At 62.7% G+C, this 20,147-nt stretch carries 21 protein-coding genes; 8 read left to right on the top strand and 13 right to left on the bottom strand.

The window, feature by feature from the left end; genetic code table 11:
- Window positions 1-97: 97 nt before the first annotated feature.
- From ABQM86_RS10825 to ABQM86_RS10815, 3 genes are read left to right on the top strand one after another with little or no spacing between them, the layout of a single operon-like run.
- Complete coding sequence (locus ABQM86_RS10825; RefSeq protein ID WP_369746601.1) at window positions 98-715, top strand: biotin transporter BioY; 618 nt, start codon at window positions 98-100, stop codon at window positions 713-715.
- Between the two features lie 18 nt (window positions 716-733).
- Window positions 734-1,471, top strand: a complete 738-nt coding sequence (locus tag ABQM86_RS10820) for an energy-coupling factor ABC transporter ATP-binding protein (protein WP_369746600.1) — start codon at window positions 734-736, stop codon at window positions 1,469-1,471.
- Window positions 1,468-2,088: an energy-coupling factor transporter transmembrane protein EcfT gene (locus tag ABQM86_RS10815; protein WP_369746599.1), complete on the top strand. Its 621-nt coding sequence runs from the start codon at window positions 1,468-1,470 to the stop codon at window positions 2,086-2,088. The genes ABQM86_RS10820 and ABQM86_RS10815 overlap by 4 nt, the downstream gene beginning before the upstream one ends.
- 12 nt (window positions 2,089-2,100) lie before the next feature.
- Here ABQM86_RS10815 and ABQM86_RS10810 read toward each other — a convergent pair whose 3' ends face one another.
- Both ABQM86_RS10810 and ABQM86_RS10805 read right to left on the bottom strand, forming a co-directional pair.
- The gene (locus tag ABQM86_RS10810; RefSeq protein WP_369746598.1) at window positions 2,101-3,324 is read right to left on the bottom strand and encodes a thiolase family protein; all 1,224 of its coding nucleotides are present in this window, start codon (window positions 3,322-3,324) and stop codon (window positions 2,101-2,103) included.
- Complete coding sequence (locus ABQM86_RS10805; protein ID WP_207593529.1) at window positions 3,296-4,687, bottom strand: class I adenylate-forming enzyme family protein; 1,392 nt, start codon at window positions 4,685-4,687, stop codon at window positions 3,296-3,298. Before ABQM86_RS10805 ends, ABQM86_RS10810 begins: the two co-directional genes overlap by 29 nt.
- Window positions 4,688-4,748: 61 nt before the next feature.
- On the opposite strand from ABQM86_RS10805, the gene ABQM86_RS10800 reads away from it, so the two are divergent.
- A complete protein-coding gene (locus tag ABQM86_RS10800) occupies window positions 4,749-5,648 on the top strand; it encodes a neutral zinc metallopeptidase (RefSeq protein WP_207593528.1) in 900 nt (299 codons plus the stop codon).
- An 88-nt stretch (window positions 5,649-5,736) separates the two neighbouring features.
- On the opposite strand, the gene ABQM86_RS10795 is transcribed toward ABQM86_RS10800, so the two are convergent.
- From ABQM86_RS10795 to ABQM86_RS10770, 6 genes are read right to left on the bottom strand one after another with little or no spacing between them, the layout of a single operon-like run.
- Entirely contained in the window at window positions 5,737-6,069 is a 333-nt protein-coding gene (locus tag ABQM86_RS10795) for a metal-sulfur cluster assembly factor (protein ID WP_089595078.1), read from the bottom strand.
- 13 nt (window positions 6,070-6,082) lie between these two features.
- Complete coding sequence (gene sufC, locus ABQM86_RS10790) at window positions 6,083-6,868, bottom strand: Fe-S cluster assembly ATPase SufC (protein ID WP_089595077.1); 786 nt, start codon at window positions 6,866-6,868, stop codon at window positions 6,083-6,085.
- 43 nt (window positions 6,869-6,911) lie between these two features.
- Window positions 6,912-7,268: a non-heme iron oxygenase ferredoxin subunit gene (locus ABQM86_RS10785; RefSeq protein ID WP_089595076.1), complete on the bottom strand. Its 357-nt coding sequence runs from the start codon at window positions 7,266-7,268 to the stop codon at window positions 6,912-6,914.
- A gap of 21 nt (window positions 7,269-7,289) precedes the next feature.
- A complete protein-coding gene (gene sufD, locus ABQM86_RS10780) occupies window positions 7,290-8,603 on the bottom strand; it encodes a Fe-S cluster assembly protein SufD (RefSeq protein ID WP_369746597.1) in 1,314 nt (437 codons plus the stop codon).
- A gap of 2 nt (window positions 8,604-8,605) precedes the next feature.
- A complete protein-coding gene (gene sufB / locus ABQM86_RS10775; RefSeq protein ID WP_011774792.1) occupies window positions 8,606-10,069 on the bottom strand; it encodes a Fe-S cluster assembly protein SufB in 1,464 nt (487 codons plus the stop codon).
- Window positions 10,069-10,890, bottom strand: coding sequence for a metalloregulator ArsR/SmtB family transcription factor (locus ABQM86_RS10770; protein WP_207593526.1), 822 nt, complete (start codon window positions 10,888-10,890; stop codon window positions 10,069-10,071). The genes sufB and ABQM86_RS10770 overlap by 1 nt, the downstream gene beginning before the upstream one ends.
- A 109-nt stretch (window positions 10,891-10,999) precedes the next feature.
- Between ABQM86_RS10770 and ABQM86_RS10765 the strand changes: the two genes are divergently transcribed.
- Genes ABQM86_RS10765 through ABQM86_RS10755 form a run of 3 tightly spaced genes read left to right on the top strand, consistent with a single transcriptional unit; the run spans window position 11,000 to window position 13,717 of the window.
- Window positions 11,000-11,965, top strand: a complete 966-nt coding sequence (locus ABQM86_RS10765; protein ID WP_369746596.1) for an ABC transporter ATP-binding protein — start codon at window positions 11,000-11,002, stop codon at window positions 11,963-11,965.
- Entirely contained in the window at window positions 11,962-12,726 is a 765-nt protein-coding gene (locus ABQM86_RS10760) for an ABC transporter permease (protein ID WP_207593524.1), read from the top strand. The genes ABQM86_RS10765 and ABQM86_RS10760 overlap by 4 nt, the downstream gene beginning before the upstream one ends.
- 46 nt (window positions 12,727-12,772) lie before the next feature.
- On the top strand, window positions 12,773-13,717 hold the full coding sequence (locus tag ABQM86_RS10755) for a heme A synthase (RefSeq protein WP_369746595.1): 945 nt from the start codon (window positions 12,773-12,775) through the stop codon (window positions 13,715-13,717).
- A 19-nt stretch (window positions 13,718-13,736) separates the two neighbouring features.
- On the opposite strand, the gene ABQM86_RS10750 is transcribed toward ABQM86_RS10755, so the two are convergent.
- The 4 genes from ABQM86_RS10750 to ABQM86_RS10735 all read right to left on the bottom strand — a co-directional run bounded on the left by ABQM86_RS10750 (window position 13,737) and on the right by ABQM86_RS10735 (window position 18,145).
- On the bottom strand, window positions 13,737-15,593 hold the full coding sequence (locus tag ABQM86_RS10750; RefSeq protein WP_280627936.1) for an ABC transporter ATP-binding protein/permease: 1,857 nt from the start codon (window positions 15,591-15,593) through the stop codon (window positions 13,737-13,739).
- A gap of 107 nt (window positions 15,594-15,700) precedes the next feature.
- The gene (locus ABQM86_RS10745) at window positions 15,701-16,870 is read right to left on the bottom strand and encodes a hypothetical protein (protein ID WP_369746594.1); all 1,170 of its coding nucleotides are present in this window, start codon (window positions 16,868-16,870) and stop codon (window positions 15,701-15,703) included.
- The gene (locus ABQM86_RS10740; RefSeq protein WP_369746593.1) at window positions 16,857-17,762 is read right to left on the bottom strand and encodes a hypothetical protein; all 906 of its coding nucleotides are present in this window, start codon (window positions 17,760-17,762) and stop codon (window positions 16,857-16,859) included. The genes ABQM86_RS10745 and ABQM86_RS10740 overlap by 14 nt, the downstream gene beginning before the upstream one ends.
- A 2-nt stretch (window positions 17,763-17,764) precedes the next feature.
- On the bottom strand, window positions 17,765-18,145 hold the full coding sequence (locus tag ABQM86_RS10735) for a peptidase inhibitor family I36 protein (RefSeq protein WP_207593519.1): 381 nt from the start codon (window positions 18,143-18,145) through the stop codon (window positions 17,765-17,767).
- A 213-nt stretch (window positions 18,146-18,358) separates the two neighbouring features.
- On the opposite strand from ABQM86_RS10735, the gene ABQM86_RS10730 reads away from it, so the two are divergent.
- Window positions 18,359-18,907, top strand: coding sequence for a TOPRIM nucleotidyl transferase/hydrolase domain-containing protein (locus ABQM86_RS10730; protein ID WP_280627933.1), 549 nt, complete (start codon window positions 18,359-18,361; stop codon window positions 18,905-18,907).
- A 122-nt stretch (window positions 18,908-19,029) separates the two neighbouring features.
- Here the strand turns inward: ABQM86_RS10730 and ABQM86_RS10725 are convergent, their stop codons facing one another.
- The gene (locus tag ABQM86_RS10725) at window positions 19,030-19,992 is read right to left on the bottom strand and encodes a heme o synthase (RefSeq protein WP_089595064.1); all 963 of its coding nucleotides are present in this window, start codon (window positions 19,990-19,992) and stop codon (window positions 19,030-19,032) included.
- Window positions 19,993-20,147: the final 155 nt, after the last annotated feature.

Raw genomic sequence — 20,147 nt, 5'->3', positions numbered from 1 at the left:
AGGCTCTAAAATCCTGTGTCCGCGCCATCCGTATTCTCGAGAACAGGGGAGAACGCTCCGCATTCATCGCATCGCATTACACCTGATTGGACCCGCCATGAGCCAGACAAACGCTGCCACGGTGCAGCACAAACCAACGACCCGTCAACGGTGGACTGCCACCGATCTCGGTCTCATCGCGGTTTTCGCAGCCCTCGTGGCAGCCTCCGCGATCGTTCCCGGCATCCCGGTAGGCGCCCTGGGCGTTCCCATCACCCTGGTGACCCTGACGGTGATGCTCAGCGGTCTGGTGCTCGGCGCCGGGCGCGGGTTCGCCGCCGTCGGTCTCTATGTACTGCTGGGTTTGGCGGGGCTGCCGATCTTCAGCGGCGGCCGCAGCGGATTGGGTATCCTGGCGACTCCCTCCGCCGGTTACATCATTGCGTTTCCCTTGGCCGCAGCAGCCACCGGCTACCTGGCGGCCATAGTCATCCGTCGGACCGTTAAGTCCAGGGCCCTCTGGTTGTTCGCCGCCACCATGGTGAGCAGCATCGTCATCATCCATGGGTTGGGTGTTGTGGGCATGATGGTCAACGCCAAGCTGGACTTCGCCAAGGCCTTCCTCGCCGACCTTCCTTTTGTTCCCGGCGATATCCTTAAGAACGTCCTGGCCGTGATCATCGCCACGGCAATCCATAAAGCCTTCCCGGACGTCCTGGTGCGTCGGGTCAAGTAAAGCGGGACCAACCACGCCATGAATTCCATCAGTTTCAGTAGGGTCGCGGTGCGTGTCGCCGTCGATGGCAGCGACACGCCCAAGACTTTGCTGCACGATTTTTCCCTTGACCTGACCGAACGCCGGATCGGAGTGATCGGTGCCAACGGATCCGGGAAGTCCACTCTGCTGCGGCTTGTGAATGGCTTGGTTGCGCCGACCCAGGGCAGCGTAGTGGTCCACGGTGACAACACTGTTGGCGCCGTGCGCCGCGTCCGGGGCAACGTGGGTTTTGTTTTCACCGATCCTTTGTCGCAACTGGTGATGCCCACAGGGCGCGAAGACGTTGAGCTTTCCTTGCGCCGTTCCATCAAGAACTCCAAGGAGCGGGCGGCCCGGGCAGAAACAGTCCTGGATCGATTCGGCCTGCTGCACCTGGCCGATCAGAGCATCTACGAACTGTCCGGTGGTGAACGGCAGTTGCTGGCCTTGGCCGCAGTCCTGGCCGTCGATCCCACCGTGCTGGTCCTTGACGAACCGTCGACGCTGCTGGACCTAAGGAACCGTGAACTCCTGCGGCGTACCGTCGCCGGCCTGGACCAACAGGTGATCATGTCCACCCATGATCTGGACCTTGCGCTCGACATGGACAGGGTCCTGGTGGTGGAGTCCGGACGCATCGTGTTCGACGGCGGTGCTGCCGAAGGCGTTGCCCATTACCGTGCGCTGTGCGCAACTCCCCTGCCCAGTGCCCGCTTGGGTGACGTGCCCAGGTGAGAGGACATGGTTTCCTGCTCGCCAACCATGTCCGCGGCAACTCGATCATCCACCGCACTCCCCTGTGGCTGAAATTTGTGGTGGTGGCGGCCTGTGGAGCGGCGTCGTTCCTCATTGTCGACTGGGCCGTGTCGCTGGCGATTTTTGCCGTCATGTGTGGGTTGTTCATGCTGACCGGCGCCGGGTTGCGTCGCCTCGTGCGGGCTATCTGGATGGTGATGCCCATCCTCTTGGTCATCGGCCTCTTCCAGTGGTGGCAACTCGGCGCGCCAACCGCTGCCCGCATCGTGTTGAACGTGCTGGTGTGTGTGGTGGCAGCTTCAGTGTTGACAGCCACCACCCCCGTGCAGGATTTGTTGGATGGTGTGGTGGCACTGGCAAAGCCCTTCCGGCGCTTCGGGGCCGACCCTGAGCGCTTTGCTTTGACCATCGCAGTGATGCTCAGGAGCATTCCCTTTATCGCCGGCGCCTTCTCGGACGTAAGGGACTCTGCACGGGCACGCGGGCTTGAACGCAATCCCCGGGCGCTGGTTCTTCCGGTCTTCATCACCACTGTGGCGTATGCCCGGCAAACCGGTGATGCCCTGGCAGCCCGCGGATTGGGCGAAAGGGACTGACCAGGGCAGAAACTAGAGCCTTGAGTACCGCAGGAGCGCTGCGGTTCCCATGCCGCCTGCGCTGCTGATCATGGCCAACACCAGTGGGCGCTGTCCTTTGACGGTATCCATGCTGCGTGCCTGGGCCAGCAAACGGGTCACCAGGACAGCCCCGGAGGCACCATAACCGTGCCCCAGTGCCAAGGCGCCGCCCTGGAGGTTGGCTCTCGCCGGATCGATGCCCACGTACTCCAGGCAGGCAATGGTTTGGGATGCGAAGGCCTCGTTGAATTCCACAAGGTGAATGTCACTTGCGTCTACAGCGTGGCTGTCCAGGAGACGTCCTGCCGCATGCGCCGCACCGATACCGGGAAACTGCGGATCAACCCCGGTGGTGTCGCACCCCAGCACCATCAATCCGTCGGCGGCCCCCATGGTGCGGGCACGTTTCAGTGACGTGATGACGACGGCGGATGCTGCGTCCGCGTCGAAGCAAGAGTTCGCTGCCGTAACCGTTCCGCCGGGCACGAATGCCGCAGGGAACCTGGCCATCAACGGCGCCCGGAGGGCGGCACGGGGGCCGTCGTCGCAATCCACCAATTTTTCGCTGCATCGCAGGGGAACGATCTCCGCAGAGAAGCCGCCTGTCCTGGCCGCTTCAACGGCGCGACGATGGCTCCGGAGGGCGTAGTCATCCTGGCGCTCACGTGTAACGCCAAACGCGCGGGCAACGTTCTCGGCGGCAACGCCCATGTCAGGGTCGCCAAACTGTGGTGGCACAAAGCTGGCCCTGGAGTAGAAGTCGAGTTCGCCGTCGTCGTTCCTGTTGGCCCTTGCCGGGGCGGTACTGATGCTTTCAACGCCGCCCGCCAGGAACAGCGGATCACCGCCCGCCGCCACCAGGCGGGACGCCAGTGAAATGGCGTCCAGGCCCGAACCGCATTGCCGGTCAACGGTAATCCCGGGAACGGTGATGGGCAGGCCCGCCTGGAGCGCCGCGAAGCGCGCCACGTTCCCGCCGCCGCCGACGGCGTTGCCCAAGATGACGTCGTCAACGTCCGCCGGGTCCATACCTGTTGTTTCCACCAGGGCGGCCAGGACAGGTGCCGCGAGGTCCGGGGCACGGAGATGCTTCAGTTGGCCGTTGGCGCGACAAATTGGAGACCGAAGCGCAGCGATGATCACCGGCAGGCGGGACTCGTCGGCTTCTCTGGCGGAGTCGTAGCCGCTATCCAAGAAGCTGCGCCCTGGGGTCATGGTTCTTGATCCAGTCCAGGAGAACTTTTCTGCTGACCTTGCCCCGGTCGGTCAGGGGCAACTCCGCCAACAAGTAGTACTGAAGAGGCCATTTGTCCCGTGCCAGCAAACCATCCAGTCCCGTTCGGAGCTGGGTGGCAGTGACCGCACCGCAGGCAGGCACAACGCCGGCGATCACCTTCTGGCCGCGGACATCGTCGGGCGCCCCGGCCGCAACAACACTGTCCACGCCGGGTACGGAGGCGACGGCAAGCTCCACCTCATGCGGGTAGACGTTCTTTCCCGAGGTAATGATCATGTCTGACCTGCGGCCCAGGATGTGGAGGGTGCCCTTCTCCAGGAAACCCTGATCTCCTACGGTGTACCAACCGTCGAGGCACCTCAGGGCTTGGCCATCGTCTCCCCACAGGTAGCCATTGCTGACCATCCCGCTGCGAACGCTGATGTTTCCGTGGCCGCCGTCCGGCAGTGGCTTGCCGTCGTCGTCGAGGATGCTCAGTTCAACGCCCGGGAAAGGCGAGCCAATGCCGGTACCACCGGCGTCCATTGGTTCCCCGGCAGCCAGGCGGGTGCCCGAAACAAAGCTTAGTTCGGAAGCGCCGTAGTACTCGTAGATGGCCGCCCGGGGCGCCCACCGCCGGGCCGCCTCCAAGGTTCGGCCGTCCAGCTTGGAACCAGCACAGATGATGCTCCGGATGCCTGAGGCGTCCACGTCTCCTGCCAGTCCCCGTTCGCTGAGCAATCGCAGCGCGGTGGGTGCGAGGACCAAGCGGGTGATGCCGTCGTGGCTGATGGCAGCGTGGGCGTCTCCCACGTCGAAGGATTCGAGCGTGTGAAACGCGGCACCCGCGTACAGGCACTCCGAGAGCGCGTACAGATTAAGGCTGGCTGACAGAGGGCCCGGCGCCAGTGTCCGGTCGTCCTGTGAGAGGCCGAAGAACTCGATGGATGCCTCGAAGGACACTTGCCAGGACCGGCGGGACCTGGTGAAGGCTTTGGGGACGGAGGTAGTGCCCGACGTCAGGCCGATGAGGAACGTACTGGACGGGTCCCCGTCCAACAACCCGGTCTCGACTGGCCTGATGGTCCCGCCGATGCGCGCCGAGACTTCTTCGATCATCGGAACCGGCCACTCGGGGTCGAGCACGGCGCAGCTCCGCTCCCCGGCCACCGCCGCCGTGTAGCGCTCCACAAAGCGAACGGAGTTTGGCTCGGCAAGAACAGCAGTGGCGTTCGCGTCGTCCAGCAGCGCTGCTGCGGCGTCACGGAGTTCCGCCCAGGTGAGCCGGCTGCTGCCCACAACGACCGCGGTGTCGTGGGGGCGCTCTTCGGCCCAGAGCTGAAGTTTGTCCAGGAAAGGCATCCTCACGATTTTACGGCAGTGTCAGGCGCCGGGCACCAATAGTGACGTCTATTCTGACTGTATGAGTTTCAATGACGGCGCACAGCTTGACCCCTCCCAGGTGGAGGACCGACGTGGCAGTGGTATGGGCCGCGGGACCAAGATCGGCGGTGGCATTGGCGGCGGGATCGTGGTCCTGCTGCTGGCACTCTTCGGTATAAACCCCAACATCCTGGGCGACCTGACAGGCAGCGGAACCCAGCCGCCCGCCGTCGAAAGTGGCGGCGCCGGAGGTGTCCAGGAATGCCAGACCGGAGCCGACGCGGACAAACGACTGGATTGCCGCATCACTGGAACGGTGAACAGCCTGAACGCTTTCTGGCCTGACTACCTGGCCGACTACAACGTCCAGTATCCGCGCCCCAAGACCGTCATCTTCAGTGCGGCCACCAACACCGGCTGTGGTGCAGCCACCAGCGCTGTGGGTCCGTTCTATTGCCCTGCAGACACCACCGCGTATTTTGACCCTGGCTTTTTCGACGAACTGGTGACCCGCTTTGGGTCCTCCGGAGGACCGCTGGCGCAGGAGTATGTAGTGGCCCACGAGTTCGGACACCATGTCCAGAATGTCCTCGGAAACCTGGATCAGGCACAGCAGGATCCCCAGGGCCCGCAGTCGGGTGCCGTCAGGGTGGAACTGCAGGCTGACTGCTATGCGGGTTTGTGGGTCAGGCATGCAACGACGCAAACGGATGCCAGCGGCAGGCCCTTCCTTGATCCCCTGACCGAGCAGGATCTGCAGGATGCGCTCTCCGCTGCTTCCGCGGTCGGCGATGACCGCATCCAGGAGGCGGCTACAGGGCGCGTCTCCCCTGAGTCATGGACTCACGGCTCCAGTGAGCAGCGGCAAAAGTGGTTCTATCAGGGATACACCACGGGCGACATCAACAAATGCGACACGTTTGGGGTACCCACGCCTTAGTGCAGCGGGCAAACGACAAAGGAAGGGTTCCAGGCCGATGGCCCGGAACCCTTCCTTTTGCCCGCAGGAAGCGAGCGGAGACTGCTGATCAGATGTTGAAGCCGAGGGCCCGCATCTGGTCCTTGCCGTCATCGGTGATCCGCTCGGGACCCCATGGCGGCATCCATACCCAGTTCAGGCGCCAATCATCAACCACGCCGTCAAGGGACTTGCCTACCTGCTCTTCAAGCACGTCCGTCAGCGGGCAGGCCGCAGTGGTCAACGTCATGTCGATCAGGAGGGCGCCGTCGTCGTCGGAGTACTTCAGTCCGTAAAGAAGGCCCAAGTCCACAATGTTGACCCCGAGTTCGGGGTCAATGACGTCCTTGAGCGCTTCCTCGACGTCCTCGAGGCTGGTGCGCGCCGTGTTGATTTCGGTCATGAAACGATCCTAACTAGGCCTGTACGGCAGGAGCAACGGCAACGCCGGCGCCTGGGGCGTAGCGGTCGTAGCCCTCGTCTTCAAGACGGTCGGCGAGCTCGGGGCCGCCCTCTTCGACAACCTTGCCGTCAACGAACACGTGAACGAAGTCCGGCTTGATGTACCGCAGGATGCGGGTGTAGTGCGTGATGAGCAGGGTGCCCATGTTGCCCTCTTCATGAGCGCGGTTAACACCCTCAGAGACAACTTTCAAGGCGTCAACGTCAAGACCGGAATCGGTCTCGTCAAGGATGGCGAACTTCGGCTTGAAGAGTTCGAGCTGAAGGATCTCAACACGCTTCTTCTCACCACCGGAGAAGCCCTCGTTGACATTGCGCTGTGCGAAGTCGGCGTCGATACGGAGCTGCTGCATGGCAGCCTTGACGTCCTTGGTCCACGTGCGCAGGGCCGGTGCTTCGCCGTCGATTGCGGTCTTGGCGGTCCGCAGGAAGTTGGTCATGGTGACTCCGGGAACCTCTACCGGGTACTGCATGGCCAGGAAGACGCCTGCGCGGGCGCGCTCGTCGACACTCATTTCCAACACATTTTCGCCATCCAGCGTGATGGTGCCGCTGGTGACGTTGTAGCGCGGGTGTCCGGCGATCGTGGAGGCGAGAGTGGACTTGCCCGAGCCGTTGGGGCCCATGATGGCGTGCGTCTCACCGGTCTTAATGGTGAGGCTGACGCCCTTCAGGATCTCCTTGGTGCCCTGCTCCGTCTCGATGCTGACGTGCAGGTCCTTGATTTCAAGAGTTGACATGCTCTTCTTTCTTTCCGTTCGTAAGTCTGGCGGTACTGGGCGCTCAGTAGTGATCTACCGAGGCGCCGTTCACAACGTTGGTCACGTCCACATACACGTCGTCTCCGTCGATGGTGACGGCGAAAACAGGGACGGGGTCATAAGCAGGCAGCTGGAGCGGCTGTCCGCTGCGGAGGTCAAACTGGGACCCGTGGCCCCAGCACTCGATCGCGCAGCCTTCAACCTCACCCTCGGACAAAGAGATGTCCGCGTGCGAGCAAGTATCGGCGATGGCGTGGATCTCGCCCATCGAGTCCTTGACGATGGCTACGGGGTAGTCATCGATCAGGACGCGCAGCGCCTGCTTGACCTGGATGTCATTGGCGTTGCATACCAGTTCGCCCTTGGTTTCTTCACTCATTGTTGCTCTGCCTGGCCTGTCTTAGTTGTCGGTCGCGGCGAGTTCGCGCTCAACAGCTGCGGTCAGGCGATCTTCGATTGCCGGGACCTTGATCTGCTGGATGATCTCGTTGAGGAAGCCTCGGACCACCAGGCGGCGGGCAACCTTCTCGGGGATGCCGCGGGCCATGAGGTAGAACAGGTGTTCGTCGTCGAACCGGCCGGTGGCACTGGCGTGGCCAGCACCCTCGATCAAGCCGGTTTCGATTTCGAGGTTGGGTACGGAGTCGGCGCGGGCACCGTCCGTGAGGACCAGGTTGCGGTTGGCCTCGTAGGTGTCCGTGCCCTCTGCTTCCTTGCGGATCAGGACGTCGCCGACCCACACGCTGTGGGCATTGCGGCCCTGGAGCGCACCCTTGTAGAGAACGCGCGACTTGCAGTTGGCCACTGCGTGGTCAACGAAGAGGCGCTGCTCAAGGTGCTGTCCGGCATCGGCGAAGTACAGGCCGAACATCTCGACGTCGGCACCGGGAGCCGTGAAGCGCGTGGACGGCGTGACGCGAACGAGGTCGCCGCCAAGGCTGACCACGATGTGCTTGAACTTGGCGTCGCGGCCGATCTTTGCCTGCTGCGATGACGCGTGGACAGCGTTGTCTGCCCATTCCTGCAAGGAGACAACGGTCAGTTCAGCACCGTCTTCAACGATGATTTCCACGTTCTCGGAGACAACCGCGGTGCCCTGGTGGTCCAGGACTACGACACCCTTGGAGAAGCGTTCTGCCACAATCACGATGTGCTGGGCGGATGGTGCCTCGCCCGCACCGGTGATCAGGACCGAAATTTCACTCTCGGCCTGCAGCTCGGCGGGCACGGTGATGACCGTGGCCTCGGCGAAGTTCTCCCAGGCGTTGGCGGACACAAGGTCTTCCGGGATGGCTGCCTGGCCGATGCGCTGGTCATCGCGACCAACGGTTTCAACAACGACGCCGGCGGGTGCGGTGACGCTGACAGCCGGGGCTGCGCCGTTGAGGACGTCGGTGTGAAGGCCGCGAAGCCGCTTCAGCGGAGTGAAGCGCCAGTCTTCTTCAAGTCCGTTCAGGGGCTTGAAGTCTGCCAGCTTGTAGGAGGTGAGGCGGCCTGCACGGGAGCTGTCCGGGATGCCTACGCCGCCACCATGCGAGTGGCTCTTGGCCGAAGCGCCGGCCAGCGGACCAGCGGAAGGCTGCTCCGACGTCGTGCTGGTGTTCGTTCCGGTGTTCACGGGCGAAAGGTTCTCGCCTTCCTCGGTGAAGCCGTTGATAAACGGCTGGGCCGAGGGCGCGCCGATGCGCGCCTTTTCAGTAGTGATATCAGTCATTGTTAACCGACGGACCCTTCCATCTGCAGTTCAATCAAGCGGTTCAGCTCAAGGGCGTATTCCATGGGCAGTTCACGGGCGATCGGCTCAATGAAGCCGCGCACGATCATGGCCATGGCCTCGTCTTCAGGCATACCGCGGGACATCAGATAGAAGAGCTGCTCTTCGCTGACGCGGGAAACGGTGGCCTCGTGGCCCATGACAACGTCATCCTCGCGGATGTCGATGTACGGGTACGTGTCCGAGCGGGAAATGGTGTCCACCAGGAGGGCATCGCAACGGACCGTGTTGGCCGAGTGCTTGGCGCCTTCGCGGACCTGGACGAGGCCGCGGTAAGCAGCACGTCCGCCGCCGCGGGCCACGGACTTGGAAATGATGGAACTCTTGGTATTCGGTGCGATGTGCACCATCTTGGAGCCCGTGTCCTGGTGCTGGCCCTCGCCGGCGAAGGCGATGGACAGCGTCTCACCCTTGGCGTGCTCGCCCACAAGGTACACGGCCGGGTACTTCATGGTCACCTTGGAACCGATGTTGCCATCGATCCACTCCATGGTGGCGCCCTCTTCGCAGATGGCGCGCTTGGTGACCAGGTTGTACACGTTGGTGGACCAGTTCTGAATGGTCGTGTAGCGGACGCGGGCGCCCTTCTTCACGATGATCTCCACAACGGCCGAGTGCAGGGAATCCGAGGTGTAGATCGGAGCCGTGCAGCCCTCGATGTAGTGAACGTAGGAGTCCTCATCGGCGATGATCAGCGTGCGCTCGAACTGGCCCATGTTTTCCGTGTTGATACGGAAGTAGGCCTGCAGCGGAATGTCCACGTGGACACCCTTGGGCACGTACACGAAGGAACCACCTGACCAGACAGCCGTGTTCAGCGATGCGAACTTGTTGTCGCCCACCGGAATGATGGTGCCGAAGTACTCCTGGAAGATCTCCGGGTGCTCGCGCAGTGCGGTGTCAGTGTCCAGGAAGATGACGCCTTGGGCTTCAAGGTCCTCGCGGATCTGGTGGTAGACCACCTCGGACTCGTACTGGGCAGCGACGCCCGAGACGAGGCGGCTGCGCTCAGCTTCCGGGATGCCCAGCTTCTCGTAAGTGTTCCGGATGTCTTCCGGAAGATCTTCCCACGTTGCCGCCTGCTTCTCGGTGGAACGCACAAAGTACTTGATGTTGTCGAAGTCAATGCCGGAGAGGTCTGCACCCCAGGTAGGCATGGGCTTGCGGTCGAAGTACTTCAGGCCCTTAAGCCGCAGATCGAGCATCCATTCGGGCTCGTTCTTCTTCGAGGAGATGTCGCGGACGACCTCCTCGTTGAGGCCACGACGGGCGTTTGCGCCTACGTCGTTCTTGTCGGCCCAGCCGTACTCGTAGTTTCCGATACCGTGCAGTTCGGGATTCTTCTCCAGAATCTCCGAGATCACAGTGCCGTCAGCTACCGCTTTCTCTGCTATTTGGTCCGTCATCACGGCCTTTCTTGCTGGTTGTTTGATTCCTGGTACGGGTTCCCGGTCTGCTCTGCGACATCTGGGGATGCCGTGGCAGCCGGGCGCCCGGTAGGTATGTGGGTGGTGCAGACATGGCCGCCCTGCGCGAGTGTGGAGAGGCGCCGGACATCGACGCCGACCAAACGCGAGAAGACCTTGGTCTCGGTATCGCAAAAAACGGGAAACTCCGCGGCGAGCCGCTGGATGGGGCAATGACCCTGGCACAACTGAACGCTGGACAGCGCAGCCGGCAACGGGGCTTTGGCCTCAATGGAGTGTGCTGACGCCACGAAGCGGTCGCGGCTCAGGGCCTTGGAGAGTGCCATGGCCCGGGCGGTGATGTCATCTCCGGCGGCGTCGACCTCGGGGGCGTAGCGCCGTTCCATGTCGGAGAAGCGTTCCTCCGCGTATTCACGGACTGCCTCTTCGCCGGCGAGTTCCTGGAGGCGGCGGAGCGCCGAACTGGCGATGTTCAGGTAGTCGTCGCCCAGAGTGGACTGCCCCTGGGAGCTTAGGACGTAGCGGCGCGCGGGACGTCCCGCCCCGGAACCAGCCTTTGCCACACGTTTGACCTCAATGACGCCGCTGCGTTCCAAGTGGTCAAGGTGGCGGCGGACCGCAGCCGGCGTGAAACCGAGGAGGTCGCCGAGTTCAGCGGCGCTCACCGGACCGTTTTCGAGGACGGCGCTCAGCACCCGGTCCCTTGTACGGTCATCCGCGTCCGGCAGCGCATGTGGGGCAGCGAATGCCCCCGCCGCTGCAGCATGCCGTGGTGAGGGCATGGAAGTTGGACTGCTCATGGAATACACAACACAATCATGTCGTAATTTGTTTCATGCATCCAGTAAGGCAAGACTGACCTCAGCCGCCCGCCAAGTGTGACCGTACTACTTCACGTAGAATACTCTGGTGCGCTCACCCGAATCCCCTGTCCTCACCATAGACGGACTCATTAAGGATGTAGGCCCCCTCGCCTCCCTTGACGGCAAAATGGTCCGGGTGGTCAGCGGACTGTCCCTGGTTGCGGAGCGCGGCCAGGTGACCGCCCTCCTCGGCGCCAATGGAGCCGGCAAGACCACCACCCTTGAATGTGCGCAAGGCCTGCAAAAGCGGACCGGCGGGAGTATCTCGCTCCTCGGCGCGGACCCCGATGCGGCCGGCGCCGACTTGAGGTCCCGCGTGGGCGTCATGCTCCAGGACGGCGGGCTGCCGCCGTCGGCCCGTCCCATCCCGCTGTTGCGGCACGTGGCCGGTATGTACCAAAACCCCATGGATGTTGACGCGCTGGTGGAACGGTTGGGAATCGGCCAGTTCAGCAGGACCAGCGTCCGTCGGCTTTCCGGCGGCCAAAAACAACGCCTCGCCCTGGCGGCAGCCTTGGTGGGAAACCCGGAGATCCTGTTCCTCGATGAGCCCAGTGCGGGGCTGGATCCGCAATCGCGCCAGATGGTTTTCGACCTGATCGCCGAACTTCGGGACGCCGGCATGGGAATTGTCCTGACCACGCACCTGATGGACGACGCCGAGCGTCTGGCCGACTACGTCTACATCATCGACGGCGGCCACAATGTGGTGGAGGGAACGGTTGCGGAACTCCTTCGACATGACGACGCCACGGATTCTCCCATCACGGACCGGACGCTCTACTTCGATGCTCCGGGCGGACTCGACTTTGCCGGCGCACTGGGCCCGGGACTTCAACTGACCGAGACACGCTCGGGAAGCTACTCCATCACGGGTGCGATCACACCGAAAGACCTTGCAGCGCTGACTGCCTGGTGGGCGGAACGGAACATCATGCCCGCCTCACTTCGGCTGGAAGCCCGCAGCCTCGAAGACGTGTTCCTGGACATTTCAGGAAGGGACCTCCGATGAGCAAGCTCCTCTCCCCCAACGCGGGACCCGCATCCCTGCCGCGCCGCATCATGCTGCAGGGACGCTATGAGACCATCACCATGCTGCGGAACGGCGAACAGCTGATCCTTGCCATCGTCCTGCCCTTGATGGCTTTGGTGGGACTGGTAGTGACGCCCCTCCTGGATGGCCTGGGGGGATCACGTGTGGACGTAGCCACGCCGGGCATCCTCGCTCTGTGCGCGATGTCGACGGCCTTCACCGGGCAAGGTATTGCCACCGGCTTCGACCGCCGCTATGGAGTCCTCCGGTTCCTGTCCACCACACCCTTGGGCAGGGGTGGACTCATTGCCGGCAAGATCCTTGCCGTGCTGGTGGTTCTATTCCTGCAGGTAGTGGTGGTGGGCGCCATTGCCGCCTTGTTGGGGTGGCAGCCCCGGCCCGAGGCTTGGCTCCCCGGGCTCGGACTGCTGGTTCTCGGTGCCGCCGCCTTCACCGCCCTGGGACTGCTGGTAGCGGGCACGGTCCGCCCGGAAGCAACGCTGGCCATCACCAATCTGCTGTGGATCCTGTTGGGTGCGTTGGGCGGCATCGTGGTCCCGTCCGAACGACTTCCCGGCCTGCTCCAGGGCATCGTCCACTTCCTTCCGTCGGGCGCCCTTGGCCAGGCGCTCCGCGACGCTTTCCTGATGGGCGCCGTTCCATTCCCGGCGGTCCTTGTCCTTTTGCTGTGGACGGTACTTGCCGGCGCCGCGGCCATACGCTGGTTCAAGTGGAACTAATCCAACGGGCACCAACAACAATGCAGAACTGAGAAGTGAGAAAACTGTGAGCACGGCATCGCGCCTCCCCAAAACCGTTCAGCGGTTCACGTCCAAGCTGCCTACCGAGGTAAATAAGGCCGTCCGCCGGCTGGCTTTGTTGTCACTCATTGGGCAGACGGTCCTCGTGGTGACCGGAGGTGCCGTCCGCCTTACCGCTTCCGGGCTGGGCTGCCCCACGTGGCCGCGATGCACCAATGACTCGCTGGTCAATACACCGGAAATGGGCATCCACGGGTTCATCGAATTCGGGAACCGCCTGCTGACCTTCGCCCTCGCAGCCGTTGCCGCGCTCATGCTGGTGTACTTGTGGAACCTCCGCAAAGAACGCCGCGACCTGTTCATCCTTGCCCTGGGCCTGCTGGCAAGCATCCCGGCCCAGGCAATTATCGGCGGCATCACTGTTTTGTCCGGCCTCAACCCATGGGTGGTGGGCCTGCACTTCCTGGTCTCCATGGCTTTGGTGGTCTTCGCCACGCTGCTTGTCAACCGGGCCTATGGTCGTACCGGTGGCCATATGAACCGGATCCTGCCCGCGCTGCCGGCCTTGGCTCGCCCTGTGATGCTGGCCGTTGCTGTTTTCTCAGCAGTGTCGGTGATGCTGGGTGTCGTGGTTACTGGTGCCGGGCCTCATGCTGGAGACGCTGACGCACCCCGGAACGACCTCGACTGGGACCTCTTCTCCCACATCCACGCCGTCCCCGCTTACCTGATCACGGCCGGAACGCTGTTCGCGGTGTACTTGGTGGTCCGCCACAAGATCAACGGTCCGTTCCGGACAGCGGCATACCTGCTGCTCGGCGTGACACTGCTGCAGGCTGTCATCGGCTTCACCCAGTACTACAACGGAATTCCGGCTCTCCTGGTCGGTGCGCACATGTTCGGGGCAGCCGTCCTCATGAGTGCCGCTACCAATGCGGCCGACCTTTCGAAGCACAGCCCGGTCGGCTAGCAGATTTCCTCCGCCGCTCCTACGCCCGGATCAGGTGCGCGGGGTTTGACCGCATGGCCAGAATCGCCGGGTATACGGCAGACAGGGTGCCGCTGACGAGTCCTGCCCCCAGGCCCCACATGGACGCGTACCAAGGAATTACTGCCACCCAGCCTTCACTGGCCGCGTAGGCCAGGACTGCGCCCATTCCGGCTGCTGCGCCTGCTGCCCCGCCCAAGGCTCCCACTGCGGCGCCCTCGGTGAGGAACATCGACGCCAGCATTCCTCGTCGCATGCCCAAGGCCAGTCGCAGTGCAATCTCGCTTGATCGCGCCAGCACGCCCAGGTACATGGTGGTTCCGGCGCTGAGGACGGCCATGGCGAGCAGGATGACGGAGACAATGGCCACCAGCCGGCCGAGGTCCGTATCAATCCCTTGTTTGAGTTCCCGGAGGTCGGCCACCGTTTGTACTTCCACGATCCCGGGTTCAGCAGGATTAAGTGCTTTTGGCAGTGCCTCTGCAATAGCTGCCGGCATCCCTGGACTCGTCCGAAGGACCAGGCTGGCTGCCACGTTGCTGGTCAAAGTGTAAGACCCCGCACCCACCATCACCGCTGACGGCAGTACCGGGTCACGTCCCGGGTCTTCAACGATTCCCACCACCGGGACCGCCTGGCCATACAACCACACCACGACGCCGGGACCGGGCCTTGCGATTCCCAGCTGTAGGGCGGCATCCTGACCCAGAACGGCGACGGGCCCTCCGAATGAGTGGTCCAGCAAGGCGGCGTCACCATAGGAGACGGTAGCCCCTTGGACCCGCAGGTAAGCTGAGTCGATAATCCGGACGGCTCCGTTGAAAGCGGGTTGTTCGGGAAAGGACGCAGGCCGGAATGTTGATGGCTGCACCACGGAGGATGAGAGTTCGGCGATGACTCCGGCATCGTGCACGCCGTTCAGTCCCTCGGATGCCTTGAGATCGCTTTTGACGGCTTCCCATGATGCATAACCAGCCGCTCGGGTCACCCTGACTTCGTCGCTCGAGGCTGCGTCAATCCGGGCGGATACCTTGACAGAGGCGCTCTGGCTGAGTCCGATGGCCGCAACCAATCCTCCACTGCCAAGGAGGAATGCCATGATCAGCAAAAGGGCCTTGGCGGGACGAACCGTCAGCGCAGACAGCGCGTCGGCAACAACATCAATGGCCTCGTGGCGCCGGCGCCGAACGAAGGCGCGTTGAGTGCTTTCCGGACCTGCAGCTGATGTTGCTGGAACGGGATCGGCTCCCCTGCTGTGGCCTGTGTCCGTGACGATCGCTCCATCGCGCATCGTGATGATCCGGTCTGCGGTTGCCGCAATGTCCGGATCGTGGGTCACCATGGCCACCGTGGTGCCGGCATCACTGAGCCCCCGCAGATGGCGGATGACGATGTTGCCATTCTCTGTGTCCAAGCTGCCTGTGGGCTCGTCCGCGAGGACTACCTTGGGTGCTCCGATCACTGCCCTGGCGATGGCAAGGCGTTGTCGCTCTCCCCCGGACAAGAGTGACGCCGGGGTTGCTGCCCTATGCCCAAGCCCAAACTTGTCAAGAACAGGCATGACCAGTTGTTTCTGAACCACAAACCCGATGCCCCGTGCACGTAGCCCCAACACAGCATTGCGGGCCGCGGCGTCCCGGCCCACCATATGTGATTCCTGGAAGACGAAGCCAAAAACTTCGGCCCGCCGATCTTCCCGCTGCCTCTCGTCGAACTCGGCGACGTCCGTACCTCTGATGCGATATGTACCTGACGTGGGTCTGTCCAGAAGGCCCAGGACATTGAGGAGCGTGGACTTTCCCGAACCGGAGGGACCGACTATGGCGACAAACTCCCCCTCGTGAATGTCGAGATCCACGTCCACCAGTGCCTTCGTTCCGGGAAACCCCCGGTTTACGCCCCGCAGGCTAAGGACAGGCAGGGGGTGAGCAGACCCTGCAGATTCGTGCGTGGAAGCCGGTGCGCTCATTGGAGTTTCACCCGTTCCCCAACAACCAGACCATCCACGTCAGCGATCGCCGCCCAACCATCCGCCTGTGCGGTGACCTTCACTTCAAGGCGGCGGGGCTCGTGGCTCCCTTCAATCAAGACGTACGGTGTCCCACGATCCTGGCGAATCGCTATCAGGGGAACGGCGAGGGACTCTGCAGTTTCGCTGCCTGCAGTTACGGTGACTGATTGGTCCGCCGCGAATCCCGGTGACCCTGGGGGAATTGCCACCGTGATGTCTCTTCCAGGGATTTCATTTTTGCTTGGGTCCCCCTCCAGGAAGCCGCTGATCTTCGCCACAGTGGTGTCCAGAACCGTTGAGCCGACCCTGACCGTGACGGGCGCACCCACCGCAAAACTCTCGGACTGGACAACGTCGGCCCGCGCAACAATCGAATCGTCGGCAACTCTTATGCGGGCTACGATTCCATCCTCAGCCAGCAGGGCCCCCGGGCCAGCTACGGATGCAATTGTCCCGGAGTCGCCGGGGACCTGCACGAATTCCCGCCAACGGAACATGATGTCGGACCCGGCAGGCTTTCGTGCCGCCTTGTCGGCGTCCCCCTGGGGGAGTTGAGCGGGCGCTGTGGGCGCCTTGAACCCTGCGGACCCGTACCAGGATCCCAATGCCTGCTGGGTATCCAGGTCAAAGGTTCCTGTTGTGGTGCATGCATACCCAAACATCGCCAGTGCCGTCTGGAGGGCGATGACGTCAGGTCCCGACTCCCCATGGATAATGTCACGGTACAACGGCACACTGCTGGGCAGTATCAGCAGGGGCCTGCCGGAAACGACCGCCAGCAGTTCACCGGGCACCACGACGCTCCCAGCTTCTTTGGCCACCGCCGTCACCACCAGCCTGTCAACACCTTCGGCCGGGCTTGCCTGCAGTGCGGACTGGGCTCCTGCTATGACTTTTCCCGAAAGAACCACCTGTTTGGCCACCACACGGCGCTCCACCGTGGCCGAAACAGGAACCACCTCGGGCACGGGTGGCCCTGGCTCCATCCCGGCCGTGCTGGCAGCCCCCGCCCAATAGGTGACGCCCAAACCTGCAATGACAATGGACACGGCGACAGGCATCAGCCACCAGCGCGGAACACGCCGCATGCCGCGTCGAATCAGGATTGACTCAGAGTCTTGCATCAGCCACGCCATGGTCCCGCAGTATTTGCTTGGCCCGCTCCACGGCGGCCATCTTCTCTTCTGCCAGGGCGTTGAGCTCGGCCTGATGGTCCTTCATCTGTGCTGCCTGGTATTCCGCGAGAATGTCATAGGGTTTCCTGGCCCCGCCGCTGGCCTCCTTACATTCAAGGTCCAGCAAGGCGACTCGAATCTCGTCTTCCTTGGAGCCGCTCGATGACAGATTCCATGAACCCGCCTCCGCGACCTTCAGGCCCTTGCCGGCCACACAGTCCTCCCAGCTCTTCCGGTAGGCAAGGTAGTCGGAATCGCGCTCCGTCAGCGCCACGGCGTTACCGGTGATCCGGTGTTGGAGGGATGTGTCTCCGGCCAGCCCCTCCAGGAGTTCGGGCAAGCCTGCCCGCCCCACGGAGTTGGTGCACTTCACTTCTTCCTCCTGCTGCCTGGCGCTCAGGGGCGGGCGCTCCGGTTGCTCGTCCAGCACCCCTGGTACTTCGCGTATCTCCGGCATGGCGCCGTTCCTGGCTGCCAATGGACGGGACCATTGACCAAACCTGTAGTCCTGCAGGGTCTTGCCTCCGCCGCCCCACGGCGCCACCGTAAACCCGGCTTCTTCCACGCAGTCGTAGATGAGGAAAGCGACCGCCGAATTTACGATCACGTTCTCACGGTCCGAGTACCAGTAGGCACTCATGGGAAGGAGCACCTCACCGCTCACTTCGTTGAGGGACGCTTTGGCCCCGGCGCCGGCAGAGCGATCGATGGCGGGCAAACTGGTGGCCATGGATTCGCTGGGCGACGATGCCGGCGGGCCGGAACAGGCAGCGCAGGCCATCACGATCCCTGCCAGCAACGAGGCGACCTTCACGGTGGACCGAAGAGCGGGCGATTGCAAGGCTAACCCCAAATGCTTGAGATCTCGTCGTCCCAGTTCACACCGGCATACATTGACACACCCCGGAGATCGTTCACTGCGTTCCCACCACGGAAGATCACTGCATGCCCGGAGTAATTGAGGTCCCGGTACAGATACACGTAGGGCGATTGAACGTTCGCGGCCGGGCCTATGACGACGGAACTGGCTTTATCGTTCGCCGCGTCGCCCACATACGAAGCGACCCAGTTGTAGGTCCGCTGCGTTCCGGTGAACCAGTAGTTGTCGTAGAGACATACACGTGCCGTGGAGCAGGCCGGCGCTGCTTGCGCGGCTGTCACACCGGTCAAAACTGAAGCCGACGCGATGGTCACGATTCCTGCAGTACGGAGGAGCGCTTTCATTGTTTTCCCCAATGCTCGTGCGGTGTGGAACGGCTCTGTTCCATTTCGAACATTAGGGTGCGCACGGCACCACCTAGACGACTTTTCCGCAAACTAGGTGGCATTTGGGCAAGAAATAGGTGCCCGGAAGGGCGAAACTAGGTGCTGCCACGAGAACTCTAGGTATAGAAGCGCGTCAAAGCCCTCCGTTGCCGCGTCCGACATACTTGTCTTATGCAGGCGACAACTGTGCTGGTCGAGGGTGAAAGCGACAGGTTGGCCGTAGAAGCCCTGGCCTTTCGATGTGACCACAACTTGGCTTCAGAACGTGTGCAAATCATCCCGATGGGTGGCGCCACGAGTATCGTCCACTACCTCGAGCGCTACGGCCCGAAGGGAGCCGGCCACCGAATACTTGGGCTTTGTGATGCAGGCGAGTCCAAAGTCATTGCCAGGGCACTCCTGCATGCCGGTGTGGGATCCGGACCGTTGGAAGAGCGCGGGTTCCAGGTTTGTGACACCGATCTGGAGGATGAACTTATCCGATGCCTGGGAATCGACGCCGTGCTCGACGTCATCGGGGCTGAAGGCGAGCTGGCCTCGTTCAGGCTCCTCCAACGCCAGCCCTTACTGCGGGACCGGTCCGTGGAAGTCCAATTACGGCGGTTCTTCGGGGGCCGGAGTGGCAACAAGATTCGCTACGCTCCCCTGCTGGTCTCTGCGCTGCCCGCCGGCAAGGCGCCTCCCCCGTTGGCTCACTTGGTTGCGTCTTTTGGGATGTGAGCGGGCGTTGGGATCAAGGGCTTGGGATGTGTGCGAGCGTCAGGTGGCGTGAGGGAAAAGCGCGACGCCGGCACTCTGGCGGGCACCGGCGTCGAACGTTGTTTCCTGACGAAGCGCGGAACTTAGCCGCCGACGATCGCTGAGCCAATGAACGGGTCAACGGCCAGTGCGATGAAGAGCAGCGTCAGGTAGCTGATGGATCCGTGGAAGACCTTCATGGCGCCCTTGTTGGAGACGTCGCCACCCTGTGCGCGCTTGTACAGAGCGTGGCTCTCGTAGAGGAACCAAGCGCCGGCGGCAACGGCGACGATCGTGTAAACCCAGCCGGCACCTCCAACGGGAACCATCAAGAGTGAACAGGCAACCATGGCCCAGGCGTAGAGGACAACCTGTACCGATACCACCTTGGCGCCGGCGATGGCACCGAGCATGGGCACCTTGGCGTTGCGGTAATCCTCGCCGTAGCGCATGGACAGGGGCCAGTAGTGCGGGGGCGTCCACAGGAAGATCACCATGAAGAGCACGATTGCCGGCCACTCCACCGTATTGGTGACAGCGGCCCAGGCGATCAGCACGGGGAAGCATCCGGCCGCTCCGCCCCACACAATATTCTGGGCCGTGCGGCGCTTCAGGATCATGGTGTAAATAACCACATAAAAGACGATGGCACCGAGCCCGAGCCAGGCGGACAGAGGATTGGCGCCGAACCACAGGATGGCGATTGACGCTGCACCCAGGATCCAGGCGAAGACCAGGGCCTCGCGCGGCGTCACCTCACCCGTGACCAAGGGGCGCTTCTCGGTGCGGTGCATCAGTTTGTCGATGTCGCGGTCGATGTAGCAGTTGAAGACGCCGGCGCTGCCGGCTGCAAACGCTCCGCCGACGAGGGTGGCCAGGATCAGGCCGATGGAGGGGAAGCCACGCTGGGCGAAGATCATGGTGGGCAGGGTGCTGACCAGGAGGAGTTCGATGACCCGGGGTTTGGTGAGTGCCAGATACGCCTTGAACTTACGGGAAATTCCGATGCTTCCCCGGGCCGGGGACGCGTTGAGGGGCGTATCAGTTGTGCTCACGGCGGCAGTCACTCTGTTCTATGCTCTGGGGTTCTCGCAACGGCTGCCGTCCCGGTCTTCGAAAGCTGACACGGGCGCATGAACCGCTGGTGGCCTCCAAATATCATACCGTGGCCGGAAGTGGACCAATGTCCGCAAAATCCGTCAATGTTTCCGAATCTTCACTC

The organism is Paenarthrobacter sp. AMU7 (assembly GCF_041200195.1).
In the GTDB taxonomy this organism is placed as follows: Bacteria; Actinomycetota; Actinomycetes; order Actinomycetales; family Micrococcaceae; genus Arthrobacter.
Note: the sequence above shows the minus strand (reverse complement) of the source record. Positions and strands in the feature narration are given on the sequence as shown.

Coding starts and splice junctions, on each gene's coding strand:
- ABQM86_RS10825 (WP_369746601.1), top strand. CDS start 98: ATGAGCCAGACAAACGCTGCCACGGTGCAGCACAAACCAACGACCCGT.
- ABQM86_RS10820 (WP_369746600.1), top strand. CDS start 734: ATGAATTCCATCAGTTTCAGTAGGGTCGCGGTGCGTGTCGCCGTCGAT.
- ABQM86_RS10810 (WP_369746598.1), bottom strand. CDS start 3,324: ATGACCCCAGGGCGCAGCTTCTTGGATAGCGGCTACGACTCCGCCAGA.
- ABQM86_RS10805 (WP_207593529.1), bottom strand. CDS start 4,687: ATGCCTTTCCTGGACAAACTTCAGCTCTGGGCCGAAGAGCGCCCCCAC.
- ABQM86_RS10800 (WP_207593528.1), top strand. CDS start 4,749: ATGAGTTTCAATGACGGCGCACAGCTTGACCCCTCCCAGGTGGAGGAC.
- ABQM86_RS10795 (WP_089595078.1), bottom strand. CDS start 6,069: ATGACCGAAATCAACACGGCGCGCACCAGCCTCGAGGACGTCGAGGAA.
- sufC (WP_089595077.1), bottom strand. CDS start 6,868: ATGTCAACTCTTGAAATCAAGGACCTGCACGTCAGCATCGAGACGGAG.
- ABQM86_RS10785 (WP_089595076.1), bottom strand. CDS start 7,268: ATGAGTGAAGAAACCAAGGGCGAACTGGTATGCAACGCCAATGACATC.
- sufD (WP_369746597.1), bottom strand. CDS start 8,603: ATGACTGATATCACTACTGAAAAGGCGCGCATCGGCGCGCCCTCGGCC.
- sufB (WP_011774792.1), bottom strand. CDS start 10,069: ATGACGGACCAAATAGCAGAGAAAGCGGTAGCTGACGGCACTGTGATC.
- ABQM86_RS10770 (WP_207593526.1), bottom strand. CDS start 10,890: ATGAGCAGTCCAACTTCCATGCCCTCACCACGGCATGCTGCAGCGGCG.
- ABQM86_RS10760 (WP_207593524.1), top strand. CDS start 11,962: ATGAGCAAGCTCCTCTCCCCCAACGCGGGACCCGCATCCCTGCCGCGC.
- ABQM86_RS10745 (WP_369746594.1), bottom strand. CDS start 16,870: ATGCAAGACTCTGAGTCAATCCTGATTCGACGCGGCATGCGGCGTGTT.
- ABQM86_RS10735 (WP_207593519.1), bottom strand. CDS start 18,145: ATGAAAGCGCTCCTCCGTACTGCAGGAATCGTGACCATCGCGTCGGCT.
- ABQM86_RS10730 (WP_280627933.1), top strand. CDS start 18,359: ATGCAGGCGACAACTGTGCTGGTCGAGGGTGAAAGCGACAGGTTGGCC.